Annotated in this window: 20 protein-coding genes and 1 pseudogene; 14 read left to right on the top strand and 7 right to left on the bottom strand. The window is 48.9% G+C overall.

What is annotated here, in order from left to right; translation table 11 throughout:
* Positions 1 to 352 precede the first annotated feature (352 nt).
* The 3 genes from QUB61_RS30630 to QUB61_RS30620 are packed head-to-tail and all read left to right on the top strand — an operon-like array spanning position 353 to position 1,206.
* Positions 353 to 538, top strand: coding sequence for a plasmid partition protein ParG (locus QUB61_RS30630; protein WP_333127420.1), 186 nt, complete (start codon positions 353 to 355; stop codon positions 536 to 538).
* A 55-nt stretch (positions 539 to 593) separates the two neighbouring features.
* Complete coding sequence (locus tag QUB61_RS30625) at positions 594 to 809, top strand: hypothetical protein (protein WP_015177674.1); 216 nt, start codon at positions 594 to 596, stop codon at positions 807 to 809.
* Entirely contained in the window at positions 799 to 1,206 is a 408-nt protein-coding gene (locus QUB61_RS30620) for a hypothetical protein (RefSeq protein ID WP_333127418.1), read from the top strand. Before QUB61_RS30625 ends, QUB61_RS30620 begins: the two co-directional genes overlap by 11 nt.
* A 747-nt stretch (positions 1,207 to 1,953) precedes the next feature.
* On the opposite strand, the gene QUB61_RS30615 is transcribed toward QUB61_RS30620, so the two are convergent.
* Together QUB61_RS30615 and QUB61_RS30610 are read right to left on the bottom strand one after the other, a co-directional pair.
* A complete protein-coding gene (locus tag QUB61_RS30615; protein ID WP_333190259.1) occupies positions 1,954 to 2,898 on the bottom strand; it encodes a sulfotransferase domain-containing protein in 945 nt (314 codons plus the stop codon).
* Positions 2,899 to 2,911: 13 nt separating this feature from the next.
* Complete coding sequence (locus tag QUB61_RS30610; protein ID WP_333190257.1) at positions 2,912 to 3,118, bottom strand: hypothetical protein; 207 nt, start codon at positions 3,116 to 3,118, stop codon at positions 2,912 to 2,914.
* 402 nt (positions 3,119 to 3,520) lie between these two features.
* Between QUB61_RS30610 and hpsA the strand changes: the two genes are divergently transcribed.
* The 5 genes and pseudogenes from hpsA to QUB61_RS30585 form a co-directional block, all read left to right on the top strand.
* Positions 3,521 to 8,626 carry a hormogonium polysaccharide biosynthesis protein HpsA gene (gene hpsA / locus QUB61_RS30605; RefSeq protein ID WP_333127412.1) on the top strand — a complete coding sequence of 1,702 codons (5,106 nt, stop codon included), beginning with the start codon at positions 3,521 to 3,523 and terminating at the stop codon, positions 8,624 to 8,626.
* A gap of 32 nt (positions 8,627 to 8,658) precedes the next feature.
* Complete coding sequence (locus QUB61_RS30600; protein ID WP_333127410.1) at positions 8,659 to 9,270, top strand: prepilin-type N-terminal cleavage/methylation domain-containing protein; 612 nt, start codon at positions 8,659 to 8,661, stop codon at positions 9,268 to 9,270.
* A gap of 68 nt (positions 9,271 to 9,338) precedes the next feature.
* Entirely contained in the window at positions 9,339 to 10,412 is a 1,074-nt protein-coding gene (gene hpsC, locus QUB61_RS30595) for a hormogonium polysaccharide secretion pseudopilin HpsC (RefSeq protein WP_333127408.1), read from the top strand.
* A gap of 58 nt (positions 10,413 to 10,470) precedes the next feature.
* Positions 10,471 to 11,094 carry a prepilin-type N-terminal cleavage/methylation domain-containing protein gene (locus QUB61_RS30590; RefSeq protein WP_333127406.1) on the top strand — a complete coding sequence of 208 codons (624 nt, stop codon included), beginning with the start codon at positions 10,471 to 10,473 and terminating at the stop codon, positions 11,092 to 11,094.
* Positions 11,095 to 11,223: 129 nt separating this feature from the next.
* Positions 11,224 to 11,730, top strand: a pseudogene (locus QUB61_RS30585) (Uma2 family endonuclease); the annotation flags it as partial.
* 11 nt (positions 11,731 to 11,741) lie between these two features.
* On the opposite strand, the gene QUB61_RS30580 reads toward QUB61_RS30585, so the two are convergent.
* Together QUB61_RS30580 and QUB61_RS30575 are read right to left on the bottom strand one after the other, a co-directional pair.
* Positions 11,742 to 12,869: an RNA-guided endonuclease InsQ/TnpB family protein gene (locus QUB61_RS30580; RefSeq protein ID WP_445301003.1), complete on the bottom strand. Its 1,128-nt coding sequence runs from the start codon at positions 12,867 to 12,869 to the stop codon at positions 11,742 to 11,744.
* A 10-nt stretch (positions 12,870 to 12,879) separates the two neighbouring features.
* Positions 12,880 to 13,497, bottom strand: coding sequence for an IS607 family transposase (locus QUB61_RS30575; RefSeq protein ID WP_333127400.1), 618 nt, complete (start codon positions 13,495 to 13,497; stop codon positions 12,880 to 12,882).
* Positions 13,498 to 13,995: 498 nt separating this feature from the next.
* Between QUB61_RS30575 and QUB61_RS30570 the strand changes: the two genes are divergently transcribed.
* The gene (locus QUB61_RS30570; protein WP_333127398.1) at positions 13,996 to 14,616 is read left to right on the top strand and encodes a transcriptional regulator; all 621 of its coding nucleotides are present in this window, start codon (positions 13,996 to 13,998) and stop codon (positions 14,614 to 14,616) included.
* Between the two features lie 395 nt (positions 14,617 to 15,011).
* Here the strand turns inward: QUB61_RS30570 and QUB61_RS30565 are convergent, their stop codons facing one another.
* From QUB61_RS30565 to QUB61_RS30555, 3 genes are all read right to left on the bottom strand, one after another.
* Positions 15,012 to 15,146 (bottom strand): hypothetical protein, encoded by a 135-nt coding sequence (locus tag QUB61_RS30565; RefSeq protein WP_333127396.1) that lies wholly within the window; start codon positions 15,144 to 15,146, stop codon positions 15,012 to 15,014.
* An 85-nt stretch (positions 15,147 to 15,231) separates the two neighbouring features.
* Positions 15,232 to 17,133, bottom strand: a complete 1,902-nt coding sequence (locus tag QUB61_RS30560; RefSeq protein WP_333127394.1) for a penicillin-binding protein 2 — start codon at positions 17,131 to 17,133, stop codon at positions 15,232 to 15,234.
* A gap of 431 nt (positions 17,134 to 17,564) precedes the next feature.
* Complete coding sequence (locus tag QUB61_RS30555) at positions 17,565 to 18,014, bottom strand: hypothetical protein (RefSeq protein WP_333127392.1); 450 nt, start codon at positions 18,012 to 18,014, stop codon at positions 17,565 to 17,567.
* 467 nt (positions 18,015 to 18,481) lie between these two features.
* Here QUB61_RS30555 and QUB61_RS30550 point away from each other — a divergent pair, with 467 nt between their 5' ends.
* From QUB61_RS30550 to QUB61_RS30530, 5 genes are all read left to right on the top strand, one after another.
* A complete protein-coding gene (locus tag QUB61_RS30550; protein WP_333127390.1) occupies positions 18,482 to 18,787 on the top strand; it encodes a serine protease in 306 nt (101 codons plus the stop codon).
* A 210-nt stretch (positions 18,788 to 18,997) separates the two neighbouring features.
* Positions 18,998 to 19,186, top strand: coding sequence for a hypothetical protein (locus tag QUB61_RS30545; RefSeq protein ID WP_333127388.1), 189 nt, complete (start codon positions 18,998 to 19,000; stop codon positions 19,184 to 19,186).
* A 517-nt stretch (positions 19,187 to 19,703) separates the two neighbouring features.
* Positions 19,704 to 19,952: a hypothetical protein gene (locus QUB61_RS30540; protein ID WP_333127386.1), complete on the top strand. Its 249-nt coding sequence runs from the start codon at positions 19,704 to 19,706 to the stop codon at positions 19,950 to 19,952.
* Positions 19,953 to 20,106: 154 nt separating this feature from the next.
* Positions 20,107 to 20,658 carry a transposase gene (locus QUB61_RS30535; protein WP_333127384.1) on the top strand — a complete coding sequence of 184 codons (552 nt, stop codon included), beginning with the start codon at positions 20,107 to 20,109 and terminating at the stop codon, positions 20,656 to 20,658.
* Positions 20,659 to 20,664: 6 nt separating this feature from the next.
* A complete protein-coding gene (locus tag QUB61_RS30530; protein ID WP_333127382.1) occupies positions 20,665 to 20,925 on the top strand; it encodes a zinc ribbon domain-containing protein in 261 nt (86 codons plus the stop codon).
* Positions 20,926 to 21,302 lie beyond the last annotated feature (377 nt).

Below are 21,302 nucleotides of genomic sequence, written 5' to 3'. Positions count from 1 at the left end.
GGTTGTCTCCCCAAGCTTTCGAGAATTGCTTCTCTTGTTTCTGTGTGCCCCACAGTACGTTTTCGATCAAAAAAGTTTAGTCTCTGATTTTGGCTTACGTTAGTTAGCCCAACTATGTTTATTCGTGGTTTTCGTCACCCACTAGCCATTATTGTTTTCCGATCAGTCGTTTGAGCGTGATGTCTCATGTGTATCGGCGGTTATTCTACCTGTGGCACAAGTATCATTGTATCCTGTCTTAAATAAAACGCCAGAAAAATTTAAAATAAATATTAATGAGACTAGATAACTTAAACAAAAACTGAAATCAATTAAAGCCGTCCTATAAGGACGGGGCTTTGTACCCAATTTTTTGGTAAAAATCTATCTACCTGAAGAGACAAGAGCGAAGTTCAAAGCATCTTGTGCCATGCGTAGCCTCAGCATGAATGAGGTTCTGTTGGAGTACATCGAAACTTGGTTACAGGAAAACGAACCCGTTTTAGAGCCAAAGCCCCAGCGCGTCAAGACGAGCGCCAAAACTGAGGAAACAGACTGATGACCGATCGACTATATCGAATAAATGGCATCCTCGAACAAACCGCGAGGGACAAATGCTGAGAGATTCAGACAACCCAGAGAAATCTTGGGAGGATTTAGAAGCCGAACTGCTTCCTCACCGTCCTTTTTATGCCCCCGGCGAGACTGAAATTGAAAAAGACCTTTATGCTAAGCGACGATGTGCTCAGCAAAAAATGAAGGCTGAAAAACGCCCCGACATTGCAGGCCGCTCTTATTACTACTGCACGGAGACAAATAATGATGACTAACTCGAATTACCGACTGCTACCTGCCAGAGATGAGTATGTCCAAGTGTCTATCTATCTCAATCGGGTACACTTGGACGGATATACGCCCGATCGCGCGATCGCACAATTGATCGAAATGGGTTATGCTCCTACTTTGCAATATCAGTGGAATCCAAAACGAAATGAGTTTGATTTATTTGCTCTGATTCACGATCGCCCGATCGCAGATTCACTGATGGATAAACAGGCTTGTGATGCTCTCTGGGCTGCTTTTAACGAATCTTCGCTTTACGTGATTGGTTGCGAGGCGGCCCAAAATTCTAATTGGCTAGCGGCTGGCAGCTTTAACGATTCGCGCCGTCACGCTACGCTGGAGGAAATCGAGCCTCTGGAAGCAAATGCTACGGCCGCTGCTTAATATTTTAGCCCTGGAGGCAACTGGCACATTAAAAAAAGTACGCAGTTGCGCTTAAGCGCTCTTAATATCTATGAAAGAGCGCTCTCTTGGCAACTACGTGCCTAAAAAATCTTTAACTATTGCACACTACGGATATTCGATCGCGCGATGGGGTTGGAGGAGACGGTGCCGTGCCCAAAGGGTCTTTGTGAAATACCTAACACTAACCTTGCGGTGAGCGTGTAGGCTTCGTGTCTCATTTGCTGTTGCTCTGTTGGGGATATCCATTGCTGAATATTCGTCACTCAAGACGATCCAAGTCTTACACAGCATCTCTGGCTTGGCAGCCTTTATCCCTTCGTAGGGAACCCACGCAGAAACCCTGTTTCCCAAGGCAAAAAACTATTCCGTATGACAAACTTGGATTGTATTTCACATTAGGACGTATTCTAATAACCAGCGGTCTGTCTTTTCCCCCTTTCTCTCGCAGTTATCTTTGGTAAGCATACTACTGCTACTGTGACCTGTTGTTTGCAGCCGAGTGGGTGGGTCGCAACCACTTATATCTTACCATCTTTTTGTGAGAAATCAGGAAATTTTTGATTATTTCATAGACGTTGCTTGGCTTATATCCCAACGCCCAATTGAGTACAATTACAGTGTGGGACTTACGCCAATTGAGTTAAGGGGGATGCGAGGGGGATCTGGCCTTGGCTATAAACGAGAGACACAAAGGTTTTTAGGCGATTGTTGACACGAATGACATTATTAATCCCAGCCGAAATCTCGATCGCACAATTGGGCCAGTCTTTCGTTGTGCGATCGAAAATATGCTCTCAATTGCTGGTATGCTGTCTCGCTGATGGGCGGATATTGGGTGGCGTTGTACTTTTCGTAGGTTTGTAGTTGGTGCGGCGGCAATTCTAGAAATTCTAACACGCTGTTGTATGTGCCGAAGGGATTGGTATACAAGTCTTCGCTTTTGAGGATTAAAAGTTGTGATTTGGGAAAAAGTTTCATCCAGGCTGGGAGTTGATCGGCGTAAATGCCGCGCGTTAGATAACTGTGGTGTTGGTGTTCGTAACTGTAGTAGTTTGGGTTGGCTAGGAGTTTTTCGATTTCGCCTTTGAGTCTTTCGGGTTCGGCGGCGATCGCCTCTTCTAATGATAGGGATTCGTATTGTATTTTGATATAGTAATAATAGTGGGAAATTGCGCGTTCTACGGGGTTTCTCAGCAGGGCGATTATTTTAACTTGGGGACATAAATCATAAATCCGCTGGGGAACGTGCGGGTGAAATATGTAGTAAGGACTGGCTTCTCCGGTTATTTTGTGGGAACCGTTTTCGGGTTGGGGAAATTGGGCACAGTACCAGTCTGGGCTTTTGTCGAAGTTTAAGTCAAAATAATGTACTTCTTTTTGGGCGGCGGGGGCGATTTGGGGATGTTGGATTAGGTAGTTGTACAGGGATGTTGTGCCGCCTTTTTGGGTGCCGATGATGATGAAGTCGGGGGGTTTGGGAGTTTCTTTCATGGGTGGTAGGTTTATATTTTGCACTTGTACTGGCCCGCTGGCGGGCAATACGGAAATTCGATCGCACTTTGACGCCAAACGGAAATTCGATCGCACTTTGACGCATGGCGGAATTTCGATCGCACTTTGCCGGGCGGAATTTCGATCGCACTTTGATATGGTTTCGGGTTGGATGGGCACGATCGAGTCAAGGTCAATAATTCCACATTCCCCGACTCCCGACTCCCGACTCCCGACTCCCCATCATTCCACATCCCCCGACTCCCGACTCCCGACTCCCGACTCCCGACTCCCCATCATCAGGAGTGCAACCGGAATTGATATGACGCAGGGCGGAAATTCGATCGCCCAATTTAGATTTGAGGGCACGGATAGGCCCAACCACAAGTCGATCGCCCACTCTACATTCTAGGTTCCGGCGGTTGAAATCGCTAGCAAGGGGAACAGGCCCGCAAAGCGGGCAAGGTAAGGGCTGGGAAATACAGCGGAGACGGTGGCGACCGTTGTTTTTGGGCGATCGAACAGACTCTGGCTCTGGACACTGACAATTGGATTGAAGTAAGATAGGGTGTAGTTCCCTAGGCCGTAATCCTTGCTTGGCAAATCTTGCGGGGAAAAATATCGGCGGTTAACTCGGTTCTGGGTTTGTGGGTTTTATTTTTTAGCCAAAGTACACATTTTGTGAATTTGTGCAACAGGCTGATATGGATGTCGATCGAAATGGGAATCATAGAAATGGGATCCTGCTGCCAAGCAGTAACTACCAGCAATACCATCTCTGAAATTATTCAGGAAGGCGTCAATGTTTAAAAGCAAATTATCGAAAGTTATCGTATCCCTGCTGCGGCGGGTACTAGGCGTGACTCGCTCGGGGGCGAAGCGTCTGATGAGAGCAATGCTACGATCGCTAATGGCTATGGGCCGCCGGGCGAGATTGCCAGTCGCGGGGTTTGTGTTGCCCACGGTGACGATGGTGTTGCTGGTAGTGATCTTGTTGACAGTGGCGATTACGCTGCGATCGTTCGATCGGGGGAATATTGCTCGCAACGTGCGCGTGAACCAGCAGGTGCTGGCGGCCGCGACTCCCGCGCTCGATCGGGCAAAAGCGAAAATTCAGTTCCTGCTGTACGAAGACCCGCAAAAACCGACGGCGACTCCATCCGATGAAAATTTGTACAACAGGCTGGCCAACGTTACAGGTGGTACGGATCTTTACACATTTGGGGGCGAGGAACGGCTGATCCTTAGAGCGAGTCTTAGCGATACCCCAGGTACCCCAAATCCAGCAGCCGATCCTCGAAACCCCATTTTTGACCCCGCAACAAATTTAGAAAATGAAGCTATAAATACTGCTTGGAGATATCCAGTCGATACCGATAAGGATGGAATATTTGACACTTTTACCCTCTACGGAATATTCTCCCGCACCCCCGCACGCAGTAATGTCGCCCCAAATGTAGGCGACTTCACAAGACCGAGAAGACCGATAGAAGCAAGAACCCCACCAATGTCGTCGGGGAATGCAGCCCCTAGCTGTGCCAGGGGTGGAGGTACAGTTGCTAATTTGGTGGGCAACCTGGGTTGGTACAAAACCGACGACGGTCTACTGAAAAAGAGCTTTTTTGTTTATACGGTTAATGTACCAATTACACCCGCAGAAGCTGGCACCCTGGGTGCGAATTATCAAGCCTTTAAAGGCACCACCAGCATTTCAGCCCTTGAATACCAGCAAGACCAAAGCCGCATTCCCCTCGCCAACAACGCGGCAGTTTATGAAGACGATATGGATATATCGCCCGGGCCTCCGCTGAATCTGAACGGGGGCATATTTACAAATAGCAATTTGTTGGTATCAGGGGTCAATACTCCTAATAGTATACAACTGTATCAAATCAGCAGCCCAGATTCCTGTTTTTACGCCCAGGAAAATAGCAAAATTAAGGTGGGAGGAAATGTAGTTAGCGGGTGGTCGGGCAGCACCGTACCCACGAATCCAGTGGGCGTACATCTTTTTGAGACAAAAGCTACTCTGGGTGGGAGCGGCGGGAGAACTCAAGCAATGCTAAGTCGGGCCCAAACTATTAGCCCCACCAATCAATCCGCCACCGGCAATAACAGCTTGCAGGTACTTTATAACAATGCTGCCTATACAGCTCGCCTCTCTATGCTTGTAGCAGCAAGAAGGGGAGCAAACCCTCCGGCTGAAGATGTTGAGACTGTAGCAGCGGACGACCCATTTTCGGTGCGAAATAAACCGGACACCCAAACCCGCAAACAAGCGCTGGAAGAACATTTTAAACAGACACTCCGGAAAGTTCCTTTTGCTGAAGTAGGACTAACAGATAACCCAACTAAGGATTACAGCCTTCCCTGGGCGCCACCGCTACCGCCAGAACAACCGGGGGGATGGCCTCTTGAAGGAGAAGGTACTGACGATCTGCGACCTCCCGACGCATGGAGCCTTCCCGATCCCGCGGACACCAAGATTCAACTTACAACAAACCAGCTAGAAGCAACAGACCCTTCAGAAAAGCTAGAAAAAGAAGAAAGGTTGGGCGATCGCGTAGTGGCGGGAAATAACTTACCGGCCCTGAGATGGGATGCCGGTGATGGCAAATTGGTCAGCAAGCCCCAAGAAATTCAGGGTGCAACCTGGACTGGCAGCAGTACACAGCGTACTAGATCGCCCCAGGTGACAAAACTGGCTGACGTGGGAGCAACCGACCGCAGCGGTTTCTGGGAAGGTGAAGCCGCCCGAGTCCCCGTCAATCCGCTGGCTGCCACTGGCGGTCTGCGCGTCATCACCGGTGCTGGGGTTTACGAGCGGATTAATTCTTTTCTGCCACCCCCCACTTGGCAAGATCCTTTGACGGGTGCGACCAAAGGCACAATCGCTACAGATCGTTACGACGACCCAACAACTAATGCTGTTATTGAGACTTACCCAGTTGTGTGGCCCGATACAATGCCGATGTCGCCTCTGGGGCCGGGGTCTCGGGTGTATAACAACAATATTGCATCTGGTGCGCTGGAGTGGAAAACCTGGCCAGGAGCAGGCCTGCCGATGGTACCTTTACCCCCAGGAGGGCTAACGCCAACGGGACTGGCGGTAGCACTAGGTTCTGCGATCGACCCGACTACTCCCCAGTATGCCAAGGGGGATTTGCGGATGCGGGCGACAGTAGTTTATCACTATGACAACGGTGTGGCACCAGGGGGAGCGGGAACTTTCAATGAGACGCCGCTGGCGTGCATCAGCAGCTATTACGACCCCAGCACGGCTTCTACAGCCAGAAATCTAAATCTAGGTGGACTTCCTGATGTCAGCGGCGACCTCTCATTAGGGACTCGCGGAACTCAAGTTGGCTCTAACAATGGGGTGGTATATGGCGTCAATGGAATAGTAGCCGGGAGAGTGATCGGTCCTTTGACTCCCGATCCCGTAAACGGCTTGTTCTCCGGAGGTACTCCTTTAGAACAGCAAGCTAACTTAGTCTTCCCCGACGGTCGGTTTGTCAACCCGCTTCTGAGAGAGGCTCTCGCAGCCCCTGACCCCGCCAATCGCTCTTTGGCACAAACAGCGGCTATTGACTCAACTAATTGCGCTATACAAATTCTGGCGGGTACCGCTGGAGCTGGCGCAGGTATTCCTGATGGGGCTATAAAAGAAGTAGCATTTTTGAATGGTAGAGAAATCAAGGCGATCGACCGCGATGACTGGCAGACCCCTAATGTTAACGAAGCCTTTACCCTGAGCAGTCCCCTAGTAGCTATTCCACCAGCAGAACCGGCCAATCTAACCGGAAACTACAACCTGCCCTTAGAAGAACGGGAACCCTTAGAAATTCGCGCCACTCAAATAGACCTCAATCAATTACGGAGCACCCAAATTGGAGCGGGAGAGTATTTACTGCCGAACAGCGGGATTATCTATGCCAGCCGGGATGATGCGCTGCCCGATCGCAGCGCCCGCATACCCGGTGCAGGAGGCACAAGCATAGATGAAGCAAGGAGCGCATCGGTCAGTCCTACGGACTCCCGACTCGACCCCACCCGCAAGCCTAACGGGATTCTCCTCGTTAACGGTCAGCAGCTAGCTCGAATCCCCGGCATAGGAACTAATCCTAGTGTCTTGGATGTGGTAAGGGAAAAAGGACTAACTTTGGCATCTAATTTGCCAGTTTATATTCAAGGAAATTTCAACCTTCACACTCAAGAAGAGTTTAATCAGACTCTTGATTGGGCTAGTTTCTACGATCGCAAAGACCTCAATCCAAACTTTGCCTGCCGCCAAAACGACCCCAGAGTCACCGGATGTACGACAGGCGACGATTGGCGTCCCGCAAACGTACTGTCAGATGCAGTCACCCTACTATCTGCGAATTACCGTTTTGGCTTCCGCAACGAGGGAGATTTCGACCTGAGAAACAATGCGGGTGCTGCTGCGGTATTACCCCGCCAACAGCAAGGATTTTATAGCAACAACTTTGTTACCAACGGACTCTCCAGCGGCGCATTTTCTGCTACTGGAGGCATAGCTGCGAACCCCCCAGACTTTTTAGACCTCAACTACGCGAATAATAACGCTCTTAGAAGTTCTTACTTCAACAACTTCGTTACCCCCGTGCAGAGGCGCGGGCAGTTCGCGGAGTATGTAATGGAAGTGTGTACAAAACTGCCGGTTTCTGCCTGTACGGATGACGACTGGTACGTCGATCCAGCAGACACACGTAAGGCAACTGTTGGTGATTCTGTAACCATAGCCGATTATCCAGCGGGAACAACGGCTATTCCCCCAACGCCAGAATTGCAGCGCTTCCCCCGCCGCGTTGCTTTTGACAGAAACGCTGTTTCACCTTTCGCTCTGAGAAACTCGGTTGCTCCAGAGCCTTTAGGAGTTAACGCCGCCACAAACCAGGTTATTGTGGTTAATGGTGCTGGTCAAACCAGGACAACATCAACTAATTCTTTGTGGTTTGCAACCACGGCAGCGTCTGGCGGTAATGCAGTAACCTACGGTGCAGGCGATTTCCCGTATGTATTCAACCGCAGCCGGATTGACAGCACGGGTCAATTGGTACCAGTTTTAGGAGCATCATCAACCCCTCCAAATACCGCTCAAGCTAGTATTACGGCTTCGCAGCCGCTGCTGATACCGGTCTCGCAGACTCAAACTGTCGGACCAGCGGGCCCAGCTCCTAACCCACCAGGTGGAGTGATCGTGCAACAGACGGGGTGGATACCGTCGGCTGTGGCCACAACATTCAATCTGATTGTAGGCTCGAACGACACTCCTTCGCGAGCATTAGGCAACAACGTTGGTGACTTTAACGGCGGCCTGCAAAACTTGCCGAGGTTTTTGGAGAGCTGGAATACCATTGCCACCAACATTCAAGGTAGTTTTATTCAGTTCAACCGCAGTGCCTACAGCACCGCACCCTACCTCCCGATTCTCGATCCGGCGGCTCCGCAACAGACAGCTCCAGACACTACGTTGCTGAGTCTGTTTGCGCAACCGCAACTTACAACCCAACCGCCCCTCCAACCCCCCTTGCCAGTTCCATTCCTTCTCACTAATCCTCCTGAAGCTGGCTATAGAACATCCACTGGCAGCATTCCCGGTAGCAGCACTAATCTGGGTCGGATTCCCTTCTTTACTCCCCCTGTCAGAAACTGGGGTTATGACGTGGGCCTGGTATCTCAGTCGCCTGACTTGTTTACCCAAAGGTTCACTACTCCTCCTGCAAAGTCTACCCCGGATGAGTTTTTCCGGGAAGTACCCCGCAATGACCTGTGGGTAGAAACTTTGATGTGTGCGGAACTTGCTCCGGCGACAGGTACCTCAGGGTCACCTGCTATACCTGTTACCAATCCCAATCGCCCACCACTTTGTCCTCCCAACCTTTAACTTTCGGCCGAGCAATTACCGGAGACTTCTATATGACAAACCAACAACGACAACAAAATCTATCCAAGTCGCGAGATGGCGGCTACACGATTATCGAGTCGTTGGTAGCGATGATTGTGGTTTCGGTGCTGATGATTGCGATCGCCCCCGTGATGGCTTTCTCAGTAGCAACTCGCGTACAAGCGCGGCGGGTGGAACTCGCCACGCAGGCGGCGAGAAGTTATATCGACGCTCTCAGGACGGGGGCGATTAAATCGACAGATAAATGGTTTCCTGCCGCAGATGGTACTGATCCTCCTGCCGCTCCTACATCCCTTGACGTTCTGTACTGCGTTGAGTTCGATCAAACGCCAGGTTGTGCTGGCAGCAAAGAGTTTCTTGTTCAAGGTGTTCGTCTTCCGAATACAGGAACAACTATTCCTACAGACACAGGCTATGCTTTGACTGTTCGCGTTTACCGGGCCGATGCTTCTCCGGGCACGATGATACCTACACAGCAATCCGTCGCTAATTCCGGTCTCGGCGACCCAAAAGCGCCTTTGGTGGTAATGGAAACGGAAATCCCCCCTACTACACAAGGAGGTAGCTCTCCATATCGATCGTTGTGCGATCGACTCAGAAAACCAGGCAACACGGGCTGTTAGTAATAATCAAAGTCCCCGTTGTTAAATTTAAAATCGCTCCCTACCACTTGGCACAGGAAGAAGTCAAAATGAAAAGTCTACTCAGGTTGCTTCTGAAAACTCATCACCAGCGAAACCGCTCAGGGTCAGCTCAAACAGAAAAGGGCATGACTCTAGTCGAGCTATTAGTCGGCTCGATTATGGCATTTTTAATCATCACGCCGATGATAGGTTTTGTAGTCGATATGCTGAATACCGATAGGAGAGAACAAGTAAAGACAAACACCGAGCAAGACATTCAGGCGGCGGTTGATTTCATTGCCCAAGATTTGAATCAAGCGATATATATTTACGACAAAAGGGCGCTTGAGGGGCCTCGCGGCCCCAACGAACAGGAGGTTAGACCACAGCTTCCTCAAAATGCAAATGGAAAACCAATTCTGGTATTTTGGAAGCGCCAGCAGCTCAAAAATGCTCTTCCTATTAATCCGACTGTTGCTGCCACTATCAAACCCAAAAATTGCAACTCCAGTCAATGCAACGACACCTACGTACTTTCTTTAGTTGCTTACTACCAAATTACAGATAACGACTCTACTTGGTGTCAGCCGGCTGGAGGTAATTGTCCTACCCGTATTGTCCGCTATGAAATTAGGGATGGAATCGATCGAGTGATAGACCCTTCAGTTCCAGGTGGTTTAACCCCTTACGGTAAGGGCAACACAACAACGGCTCAGCAAACAGATCCAGCTTTTAATACAAGTTTTAACCTAAACACTCCAACAGTTAATGTGACAAATCCAACGGGCTTGGCAGGTCCACAGCCTGAAGTCCTCGTTAATTATATAGACCACACACAAAATCTTCCGAATGATCTGATTCCGACAGGAGCAAAGTGTCAAACTATTCTGGGTTTCGTCCCGCCAGCAGTAACACCTGCTGGAACACCAGCATTCGCTCCCGAGCATTTACTAATAACATACGGCTCTACCCACAGCTTCTACGCTTGTGTTGATACATCTAAAAACATAGCCAGAGTAACTATCAGAGGAAATAGCCTGCGTCGCCTTCAAACTGATTATGCTGATTATGATGCCAAGAAAGCGGCATATTTCCCAACAGCAAGCGTGCAAGTAGAAGGTCTAGGGGCACGAGGAAAATAACTGATGTCTGAAACACATTTCCGAATCGCTGCCCGCCGATAAACAATAAGAGAGTACCATGAAAACCCCACCAATATTATTAAAACTTTTGCATAACTCCGCTGCCAAGCCCAGCCCTAATTTCAACAAAACTTCATCCAGAAAAGGTGATGGAGGATTCACGCTTCTAGAATTGATCGTGATAGTGTTGATATTAGGTATATTAAGTTCGATCGCCGCTCCAAGCTGGCTGGCATTCATCAACAGACAAAGAGTTCGCACAGTGAACGATCGAGTTCTCCAATCATTGCGAAGTGCACAAAGCGAAGCAAAGCGAACTAAGCGCGATATCACTATTATATTTGATACCAATGACCCGCTAAAAGTAACTTTTTACCCGCCACTAGGTACGGGTGGTGCTACACAAGAGTTAAATGCAGGAGGTGAAGTTAAAGCTGGACAGGTTCAACTTGCTGTTATTGGTGGAGATACAACTCCTCCTGCTGCTCCTCCTGCTCCTACTCTTACTGCTACTCAAAAATCGCTCACTTTTAAGTTTGATGGTGCTTTCGATCCAAACAGTCCACCAACCCTGCCTTTTAAAGTCAGTGTTTCTCCTGTTAAGGGTGGTGCTAAGCAGTGTGCGATCGTGGACACTCTCATAGGAGGAATGAGAACTGCTGAAGGAACAGAATGCAACTAACTGGGTGCTCCTAATAGCTATCAATAAATTTAATCTTAATCTCAAACAGCAATTCCGCATAAGTTCTGAATTGCTAAAATATTAACATAAATTATTTTATCTTTCAAATTTAATTAAAACCGTCAAAAAATGCAGCTAGAACTAAAACAAATAATCATCCAGCCAGGAAATCAACTATTACTCAAAGACATAACCTGGCCGATGTTTGAAACCCTTTTAACAGAATTGGGAGAAAGTCGCGCATCCCGACTTTCATACAGCAAAGGAACATTAGAAATCATGGTTCCGCTAATGGAACACGAAGTTACCAAAGTCCTGATTAGCGACTTAGTAAAAATTCTCCTTGAAGAATTAGACATCGAATTTTGGCCTCTGGGTTCCACCACATTCAAAAATGAAAACATCGCTCAAGCAGTAGAAGCAGACGCCTGTTTCTACATCCAAAACGAAGCCGCAGTCAGAGGCAAAAACCGCATCGACTTAGAAACAGACCCACCTCCCGATTTAGCCATAGAAATCGACCTCACATCTCGGACTCAGTTCAACAACTACGAAGCATTAGGAGTACCCGAATTGTGGCGCTACAACGGCCGCAACCTGCAAATGGGCCTATTGCAAGATGGAAAATACATACAGTCCTGACGGTATTACGCTGAACATATGTGGACAAACACATCTGACGCGATAGCAATGCTTCCAACGGCTAGGTTGAGAGCAAAGGAGCCGTCCCTCAGAGCACGGAGCATAATATTCCGTGCGCCACCCCAGTCTCGGTCGTGTTCATGACCGCATCTAGGGCATTTGAATGTTTTGGAGCCGCCTAACTTGTCATGCTGAAATCCGCAATGGGTGCAAGTCTTGCTAGTATAGGATTCGTTGACATCCACAACCACAACGCCACGACGCCCGGCCAAAGACTTAAGAAATGTCTTAAATCGGTAGCTTGCCCAAGTAAGCATTGCTCTAGCTGTTTTAGTATTCAGCTTGCGTTTTGACTTGATAACCATTTGAGAGGTTTCAAATTTGGGCAGAAAGATGATTTTGTAGTTTGTGGTTAAATAATTGGCAACCTGCTTGTGACATTCATCAATCAAATTGCGAATGCGATTTCTGATTCGGTGAGCAGCTTTATACATTTTCTGTTTCTGTTTGCGCCAAGCTTTGGCTGCTTTACCTATTAGTTTGTCAAGGTGAGAACACAATCGATGAATGCGTCCAATGTCTGCCTTGCCAAACTCTAAAATAGCTTCACCTTCGTAGCCAGTTAAAAACGTTCTCACGCCTGGGTCTAACGCAATTACCTTACTAGCTTTGGAAAGAACTTCCTCTACACGAACGGGAAAAACAGCAAACCAGCGCTGCCTATCTCGTATCAATTGGGTTGCGTGTTCGCAAACAACAGGAAGAGTTTCGCTAGCTTTGACTTCTAACTTCTTTGTCAAACCTGGATACCACGTACCAGATTTGTAGTTACAGGCATGAAACTTAATGGTTTGCACGGGTTGCCGACAGCTTCTGTAATGAGCCTCTCCTTGCTGCTTTTTAGCCTGTTTCCAAGCGTCATGAGCATCAAAAATAGCGTTTTCTCTTGGATGATTAGGAGTAGCTTTTATCCAATCAGGTAAGTTGGAATTCATTACGCTATCTCGCAACGAATAGGCGCTTAGGCTTGGGTTGTTTTTAAGTATAGATATTGCTTTGTTGTAGCAATATCTGGCTGCAGCCAACCATTGTTTCCAGGTTTTATGCAACTCAGCTTCGGGATACACCCTAATTTTAAGCGTCTTATTTGGAGCTAGCTTTTGGGTCTTGTGTCTCGGTGCCTTCTTGTACGAGTTCTTTGATTTGCTTGGCGTGTTTTCTAAGGGAATAGAGTCTACTGGAGAAACTATGCAAGATGGCGATGATATCGGCAACAAGCTCTTGGTCGTCCTCTCGACTATCTTGGTTGAGAACCACGATTTTGCAGTCATGGATTTCACACAACCATTCAATGAGGTCGAACCCGAACCGAGCAAGTCTGTCTTTGTGGGCAACCACAATAACTTTGACATCTCCTTTGAGAACTCGTCCCAGAAGGGAGAGCAGTCCTTTCCGCCTAAGATTGAGTCCTCCTGCCACTTCCTTAATAACTTCTGCGCTTGGGTAGAGCGTTGATAGTCGCTCAACTTGTCGATGGAGGTCGCCAAGTTGAGGTCGGGTAGAGACGCGAGCATAGATAACAGTGGCACGTCTTCTTCCGTCTTCTGATTCTTCTTTAATGAACTTTTCGATGTCATATCGCCGTTGTCCTGATGGCGTTTTGACCGTGTTGATTTTACCTTCGGCTTCCCATCGCCTGAGGGTTCGGAGGCAAACCCCCAGAGTGTTAGCTGCTTCATTAGGTTTGACAAATTTTGGCATAAGCTGATTATTTCAGCTTATGTGCTTATTGTCCATTATTGTCCAGTAAATTAACGACTAGAGGAGTACCGATCGGGCGATCGACAAAATTGCTGTAGGGAAACGGCACTGCCGTGTCCTGGATGCCCTCTGCTCACAAAATATACCTTGCAGGCCCTATCTGTAGCGAAACGGCACGGCGCCGTCTCCTGAAAGCCCTTTCCTTACCCGCTTTTAAATTCCCATAAATTTTCAGTAAATACGGATCTAGACCAATACGCTTGGGTTAAAACTGTTTATGCCTCGGAGATCCCCCTAAATCCCCCTTAATACGGGGGACGCAAGAGTAACTTCTTGTCCCCCCCTTATTAAGGGGGGCTAGGGGGGATCCGACTTAACTGAACCGTATTGGGCTCTAGACATTTACCAAACCCAACAGTTAAAATAATATACCACAAAAAAAAATAGCTCCCAGGAGCTGTTTTTTTGTGCCAGTAAAATATCGAGGAGTGCATCTACGTGTCAATAGATAAAACGATCAAAGGCAGAGCCACTACACCTGCTGCCGGTTTTACAATGATTGAGATATTGATAATTCTTTTAATCGTAGGAATATTTAGTGCGATCGTCGCCCCCTCTTGGCTGATGTTCATCAACAACCAGCGTTTAAAAGTATCGCTCGATCGAGCTTATTGGGCAATGGAACTTGCCCAAAGCAACGCCAAACGGGACAAAATTTCATGGCAAGCCAGCTTCAAAGAAGTAGGAAAAAACGTACAGATAGCAGTTCACCCAGCCGACATTACCCCAGCCCAACTACCAGCCAACCAATGGAAAAACCTAGAACCGCAAATTCAAATAGATCCAGCAGAAACAACAGTGCTCCAAGTAAATGAAAACAACGAGCAAAAAGAAAACGGCACAATCCGGCGAGTCATGTTCAACTACCGAGGTTGCCCCGTATCTCGAAAAGACCACGACTGCACCCAAACCAGTATCAGAGCCAAAGGAACCCTAACCCTACACCATCCCAACTTAACAAACAGCCAACGCTGCATCATCATCTCCACTCTTTTAGGACATAAGCGCACCTCCAAAAGACAATCAAAACGCAACGACGACAAAAGATATTGTTACTGACAGGGCGATCGATTGACCATAATATCCCCGTCGGGCGGGTTTTTGAGATTGGAGATTGTTGGCAGATATTGGCAGGTTTACCCGCCCCTACCTGATTTCGGGCGAAGCGAAGCGGAGGGAATCCACCGGACCTGATATGACAGGGCGATCGATGATTTTGGGGTAGGGACACCGCACCGTGCCTATTGGTGTCAGCTTAACGTTAAACGTACTACGGATCTGCTGTCTGACGATTAACGCTCGATCTCCCTGGCGCCCCCCTTAATAAGGGGGAAGAATCTTCTCAAAGTCCCCCTTCTTAAGGGGGATGCGAGGGGGATCTAGACTCGGTTAAAAGCGAGATTTCTCACAGGTTTCAGTCTTAAGTTCACACCAACAGGCACGGTGCCGTGTCCTCAATAGCCGGGTTGTCGATCGTGACATCCGATCGGGCGATCGATGATGTTAGGGTAGGGAAACTGCACCGTGCGGTGTCCAGAGTTGCCCTGTTGTCCGTGCTGATATGCGATCGTCAATTCCTGACGCAGCATACAATATAATAGACATCTCCAGAAAAGCCAGTCTTGAACAGGCAAGATGCCTGTTCCACAATAATTATTGGAGAGGTCTAATCAACTACTTCTTACTCGGGGCAATCTTCTCAATAGAAATCAGCGCCTCCATCACCGACTCCACAATCGGCGCCGCCACCGTACCCCCCGTACCCTCCTTAGGCTCATCAATCACCGCCAGCACCACATACCGAGGAGCCTCCACAGGCATTATCCCCACAAAGCTAGTAATAATCGCCTTATTAGAATAACCCCCACCAGCATTAGCTTTTTGAGCCGTCCCCGTTTTCCCAGCAATCCGATAGCCGGGAATTTGTGCAGCTTTCCCCGTACCGCCATCAACCACAGTTTCCATCATTTCTAACACCTGCTTAGTAGTTTCAGGGGAAAAAACTTGCTTCGCAGCACCCCTCGGAAGCTTCCAATAAGGTTCACCTTCCCGATCGAAAAGTCCCCGCACCACGTGAGGAGTCACCAACTTGCCGCCGTTAGCCAAAGCTCCGTTAAGCTGCACCAACTGCATCGGAGTAATCGAAAAACCCTGACCAAAAGCAGTAGTAGCAACTTCCACAGGAGAATTAATAAATTGCTCTCGATTTTTAAGCTGGCTGGTTACTTCAAAAGGCAAATCTGTTCCTGCAGTTTGTCCGAGTCCGAGTTTTTCTAAAGCTTGATAGTAAAGAGAAGCTTTCATACTTCTCATTACGTGCACCATCCCCACATTACTCGAATGTTTCAAAATCGCAGTAACAGTCGAAGGGCCGCGCGCGCCTGCTTGTTGGTAATCGGAATTTTGGATAGTCCAGCCATCCATGTAAATCCGACCTTCATCGTTAAACACAGTATTAGGTTTCACCGCACCCGCTTCCAGAGCGATCGCCACATTAATCGCTTTAAAAGTCGAACCAGGCTCATAAACATCAGTTACAGCCCAATTTTTATAGCGTGACAAATCGAAATTAAAATATTGATTCGGGTCATAAGAAGGTTCCGCTACCACAGACAGCAATTCCCCGTTACGGGCATCCATCACAATCACCGTGCCCCGCTTCGCGCCGTGTTGCTTCATTTTTTCCTTAAGAGCAATACGGGCCGCCCGCTGCAAGCGACTGTCGATCGTCAGTTGCAATTTCAAATCATCAAGCTGCACAAAACCCGCCGTCAGCCGATCGGGAACCCAATTCCCATCGATCGACCTGCTAAACTGAATCGACGGCATCGAGCGTTCCAGCAAATTCTGCTGGCTGTATTCCACCCCAGCTTGTCCCTTGCGTTCCCCGTCAACATAACCGAGGATATCAGCCGCCAACTCTTGCTGCGGGTAAAAACGCTGCTGCTGGCGCAGCAACTCGAGCCCATCCACCGGACTATCTTTAATTTGCATCCGGGCGACGCGATCGGCAACCTCTTGAGCCAGAGACTCAGCAATTGTAATACCGCTTTCACCAAGATTAAACCTGCGCAGCAGTTCAGTTTCCGCCGTAGTGCCCGGACTCAGTTCGATCGGCAGCATCGGAGCCAATTTAGCAGCAATTTGGGCCTTCGAGTGGTTAAATAACGAAGGGTGAGCGTAGAGCGTGTACACCTGTCTGTCGATCGCCAAAACATTCCCCGCGCGGTCAACTATCGGGCGTCTGGGCACAAACGGCTTCGTTTTGAGAGTTTGCTGCTGCTCGGCTTGTTTGCGCAGCGCCGGAGCTCGCGTCACCTGCAAATAAAACAAATTCACAGCCAGCCCCAGCCCCCCCAGCATCAACACCGCCCACACGGCCCACAAACGGAACTTGCTGGGTTTTAAACGCTCCACCGGCCGCCCCCAAGCTAGAGCCGTCTGTTGTGGCGATCTGCCGAAACTGCCGTCTGCTCTTGGTTTGCCTTGTTTTCTCCACCCTGTGCGATCGCCCGACGGTTTTGGGCGTTTCAAGTTCGGCGATCTGTAGCGGTCAAAACGGGGGTCGTAGCTCATGGCATTAAAAATTCAATAGCAAGTTATAGCCTTTCTCAGTAACATGAGGTACTATCTGGCATTGGGCATTGGCCCGCGCAGGGCATTGGGCATTGGGCATTGGCCCGCGCAGGGCATTGGCCCGCGCAGGGCATACCTCACCAAGCGATCGAACCGCTATAGATCATTTTAGAATTTAGAATTTATAATTTCTAATTTAGAAGAGAGAATTAAAGACTTGGGAATGAGCGATCGCTATCAGCCTTTGGATCGGACCTAGAGTTGCATTCTTTTTTGCGAAGTGGTGTTAATTATTTTTAATTTTTAACGGACGGTGGGAAGAAGGAAATCGATCGCGACTTGCATTCAAAGCCAAAAAGGAAATTATATCCTCAAATTCTCAGGCCCTCGGACACTCAGAGCCTGAGGGCACACTCGGCTTTGACACAGGCTTAATAGCCCAGCGGTGCTTGCACACCGGCTCGATTCTTGAGAACGGGATCGGAGTTTGGTGTCGCAAGGGGCGATCGGGTTTCAGGGGCAGGCTGCAAGAAAATCGTGTTCCCAGGATTCTGCGGCGCCAAACCGGTTTCCGGATTTTGGGCTTCTTTAGCAAGTTGGTGTTTCAAGACTTCGCTAGCAGCACTCAACTGCTGTTCCTGGAGGCGCAGAGTTTCCAGTTTTTGATAATCCTGACTCCAGCGCTGCTCGCCGTAAACCGTCAAGCCGTAGAGACTCAGAGCACCGCCCAAAAGCATAACTGCTACCACTGACGAGGCGCGCTGTGCCTGCAGGAGCGATCGCAACCACACAGGCTGCTGCTGGCGAGCTGGTAGGACTTTCAGCACCGATGCTCCGGGCCGAGCAATCGCCTCGGAGTCGGCTGCCGAGTAATTGGGCAATACCGGTCCTGTCTTCGCCCGCCTAGCTCGGGCAATAGAAGTAACTTTGCGGTTGGCGGAGCCCTTCTCGGGCTTGCGGGCCGCTCGGGAGCGGGGAGAATCCGGGGATCTGATAGCAGCGGTCATAGAGTTCACCAAAACGTAAAGTGTGGTAGCTTCAGCTTGATTCAGGTTAAGAGTTTTTTGTCTGCAGGCGATCGCCAGTGGTGGCAATCTGCGTTCGATCGGTTGTCCTTACCAAAGATACCTCACAAGCCAACCAACCAATCCTACCACTGGTCCCTTTGACTTCAGGATTTGCCCAAAAAAAAATAAATCTTTGCCGGTTAGCCATAATCCAGGTGAAATTTATTAATAAATGCAGTATTGTAATCAACGAGCGAATCGTTGAGCTATTCGTGCCAGCATTGTTTCTCAAGTACACTATTCCCTTCCTTGCGATGGGTTTTCAATCTTAAGGAGTTTTTATGAACAAGGGATTAATTCGTTTGACTTTGGCCGTGGGCTTGGCAGTAGCCCTCGGCGCCTGCGGAGGCGATGCCGGCGGCGGCGGTGGCTCTAGCCCCACTCCCGGCGGTGCTGGTGGCGCTGGCGGCGCTGGCGGCACTGGCGGCACTGGCACTACTACTACTCCTCCTGCTTCTACTTCTTCTCCAACACCGAAGGAAACTCCAAAGACCACTCCAGGAGCCACTCCTGGGGCTGGTGGAGCCGGGACTGGTGGAGCTGGGGCTGGTGGAACTACTTCCCCTTCTCCTAAAAAGTCTCCCTAACTAGGGCGATCCGAGAGTGTTTGCCCAACGAGCCTAGCCTGCGAGTGAAAAATCGTTCGCTCCTCGCATTTTTTCATCTCATAGGTCTAGGTCTCAAGTTGGGTGTTAGTTGTAGTCTGATGCTTTTACTAAAGTTAAGTACCTCCGCTTACTGCCGCAAAGTCCGCTGATTCGCTGGGTTACAAAGGCATTTTCTTTCAAGTTAAAAATTTGACTCCCGGGCTGCACGTTTTGAAACTCAAGGCTCTGACGGGAGGTTTGAGGACAGTGCCAGTGCTGCTGCCTCAACTCGAAGCTCAACCGGAGGATCTCGCAGACTCGACGCAAATTTTGCACTCGATCGAGTCTCGGTTTCCTTCCCGGCCGCTGTGGCCTGCAGACGAGAGGAAAGCAAGCTGAGGCTTGGATGCTCGAAGACTGGCTCGATGAAAGCATCGGCATTGCTACTCGATTTGTTTACTACGAGTTTCGCGCCGGTGCGGGCAAGCAAATCGACCCGTGTGTTTCTCGCTGAGTTAGTGATGCAATTGGCGCGCCGCCAGTTCGGCATTAACCCGGCCTCGGCGAAACTCGCTCCCGTTGCGCCTGAGTGCTGCTTTAAACCTGTTGCACCGTCGCTGGCAGGATGCTGCCTATTTGGTAGGAGATTCCTTGAGCGTGGCAGATAATGCAGCCGCCGCCCTGCTGAGCCCTTGAGCTTTGATTCCTCAACTAGACAGCAGGAGTCCCGCGCTCTACCGCAGGGCGTGAGCGTCGGGAGGAATGCGCGTGAGTGAAGAGATCCACCCCTGACCAAAACCGACAATCTTTAGATGTTGTACGGGAAGGGGTGGTCGAAGAACGAACAGATTCCCGATCCTGCCCCTTGTTTTTACTATCTTCACGAGATACAATAATACCAAAGTTCGTGAAAATAATGTCCCAAGTAATCACCGCCAAGCTAAAACTAAAACTGACTGCCGAGCAAAAAGCTTTGGTGTCTCAGACGGCTAGAGCCTACCGAGATGCCTTGAATTACACTTCACAAGTTGCTTTTGATGCAGGCAAAACCAGCAATGGTGCTCTCGTTACAGAAAGCGGTCTACAACGAATTGCGGGTTCGATTTGGGCTTTCTTGAGCGCAAATGGCTTGCAATGTACCCAGACAAGTGTCTGGAACCTATAAGACTCTGTGGACTAAGGTAAAACAATCTAACGATGCTATTGCTAAAGGCTACACTAAGAGACGGTATAAAGGCCTAGACAAAGCCCCCAAATATATATCTCGAACTTGTACCCTCAATTATCAACGTGACTACTCTTTTAAAGCCGAGAGGCAAGTGAGTATCATCACTCTCCAAGGTCGAATAGTGGTCTCGTATGATGGTTACAATAAGCATTTAGATTTAATTGCTAATGGTGCAAGGATTGGAGCGGCTAAAATTGTCTATCAGCGTTCCTCCAAGATCTACTATCTGATGGTAAGTATCGAAGTAGAAACGCCTAAGATTGACCCACTGAAAATAACTAGAGTCTCTGGTGTTGACGTGGGTATGCGCTACTTAGCGGTGGAAATAGACTTGCAAAATAAGGCTAAATTCTACTCAGGGAAGAATGCTAGACATAAAGCTAACCGCTACCATAAAGCACGGATGACTCTTCAGCGTAAAGACACTCGTTCAGCGAAGCGAAGACTAATCGCTTTGTCTGGGAAAGAAAGACGGTTTATCGCTGATGTAAACCACCAGATCAGTAAGGATATTGCCAAACCTAACACCCTAATTGGACTAGAAAACCTCACCGGAATACGGGACAGGACTAGGACGAAATCGGGCAAGAAGGCAAGCAAAAAGAGACGTAGAGCTAATCGAAATAAAGCTAAATGGTCTTAGGCCGAATTGCACGGGTATATCGACTACAAAGCCAATCTAAATGGTTCGTTAGCAACTAAAGTTCCGGCTCATTACACATCGAAAAGTTGTCCTAAATGTGGACATACTTCGGATGCTAATAGACCAAACAAAGGACTATTGTTTCGATGCGAATGTTGTAGTCATGAGTTACACGCTGATTTGGTTGGTGCGCGAAATATTGCAATGAGAGCGTTGCTTGTCCGGCAAGACTGGATGAGCACTCTTGAGCTTGTCAGCATCCCCTGATGTATCGAGCGATGAAACCAAAGCCCAAATCCTGCAAAGGTTTTCCCAATTGCGGTGGAGTTCAGATACAAGCCCACATCTCCGGCGGTACTCCGCTTGATGCTGGGTAGTTGACTACCGAGTTGAGCATCTGCAGGCTGTTTGAGCGCATTGCCCAAATTCACCGACTTTGTAGGGAAACCCAGCCTCCGGGATTTGAAAGTCGATCCAGAGGGCGATCGTCCCTGCCGGAAAATTCTAGCTAATTGAAACTAAAGTCGGCTAAAGCCACGCTCGATTCTCTAAGACATGAGAGAAGGGTTGACATACTCACGCCCGCTAAAGCAGCGGTGATTCTTGACGCTTCATCGGGTCTTGCTACCGAAGTAGTCTTACAG

The sequence above is a fragment of the Microcoleus sp. C2D2 genome (genome assembly GCF_036702495.1).
GTDB lineage: Bacteria > Cyanobacteriota > Cyanobacteriia > Cyanobacteriales > Microcoleaceae > Microcoleus.
Note: the sequence above shows the minus strand (reverse complement) of the source record. Positions and strands in the feature narration are given on the sequence as shown.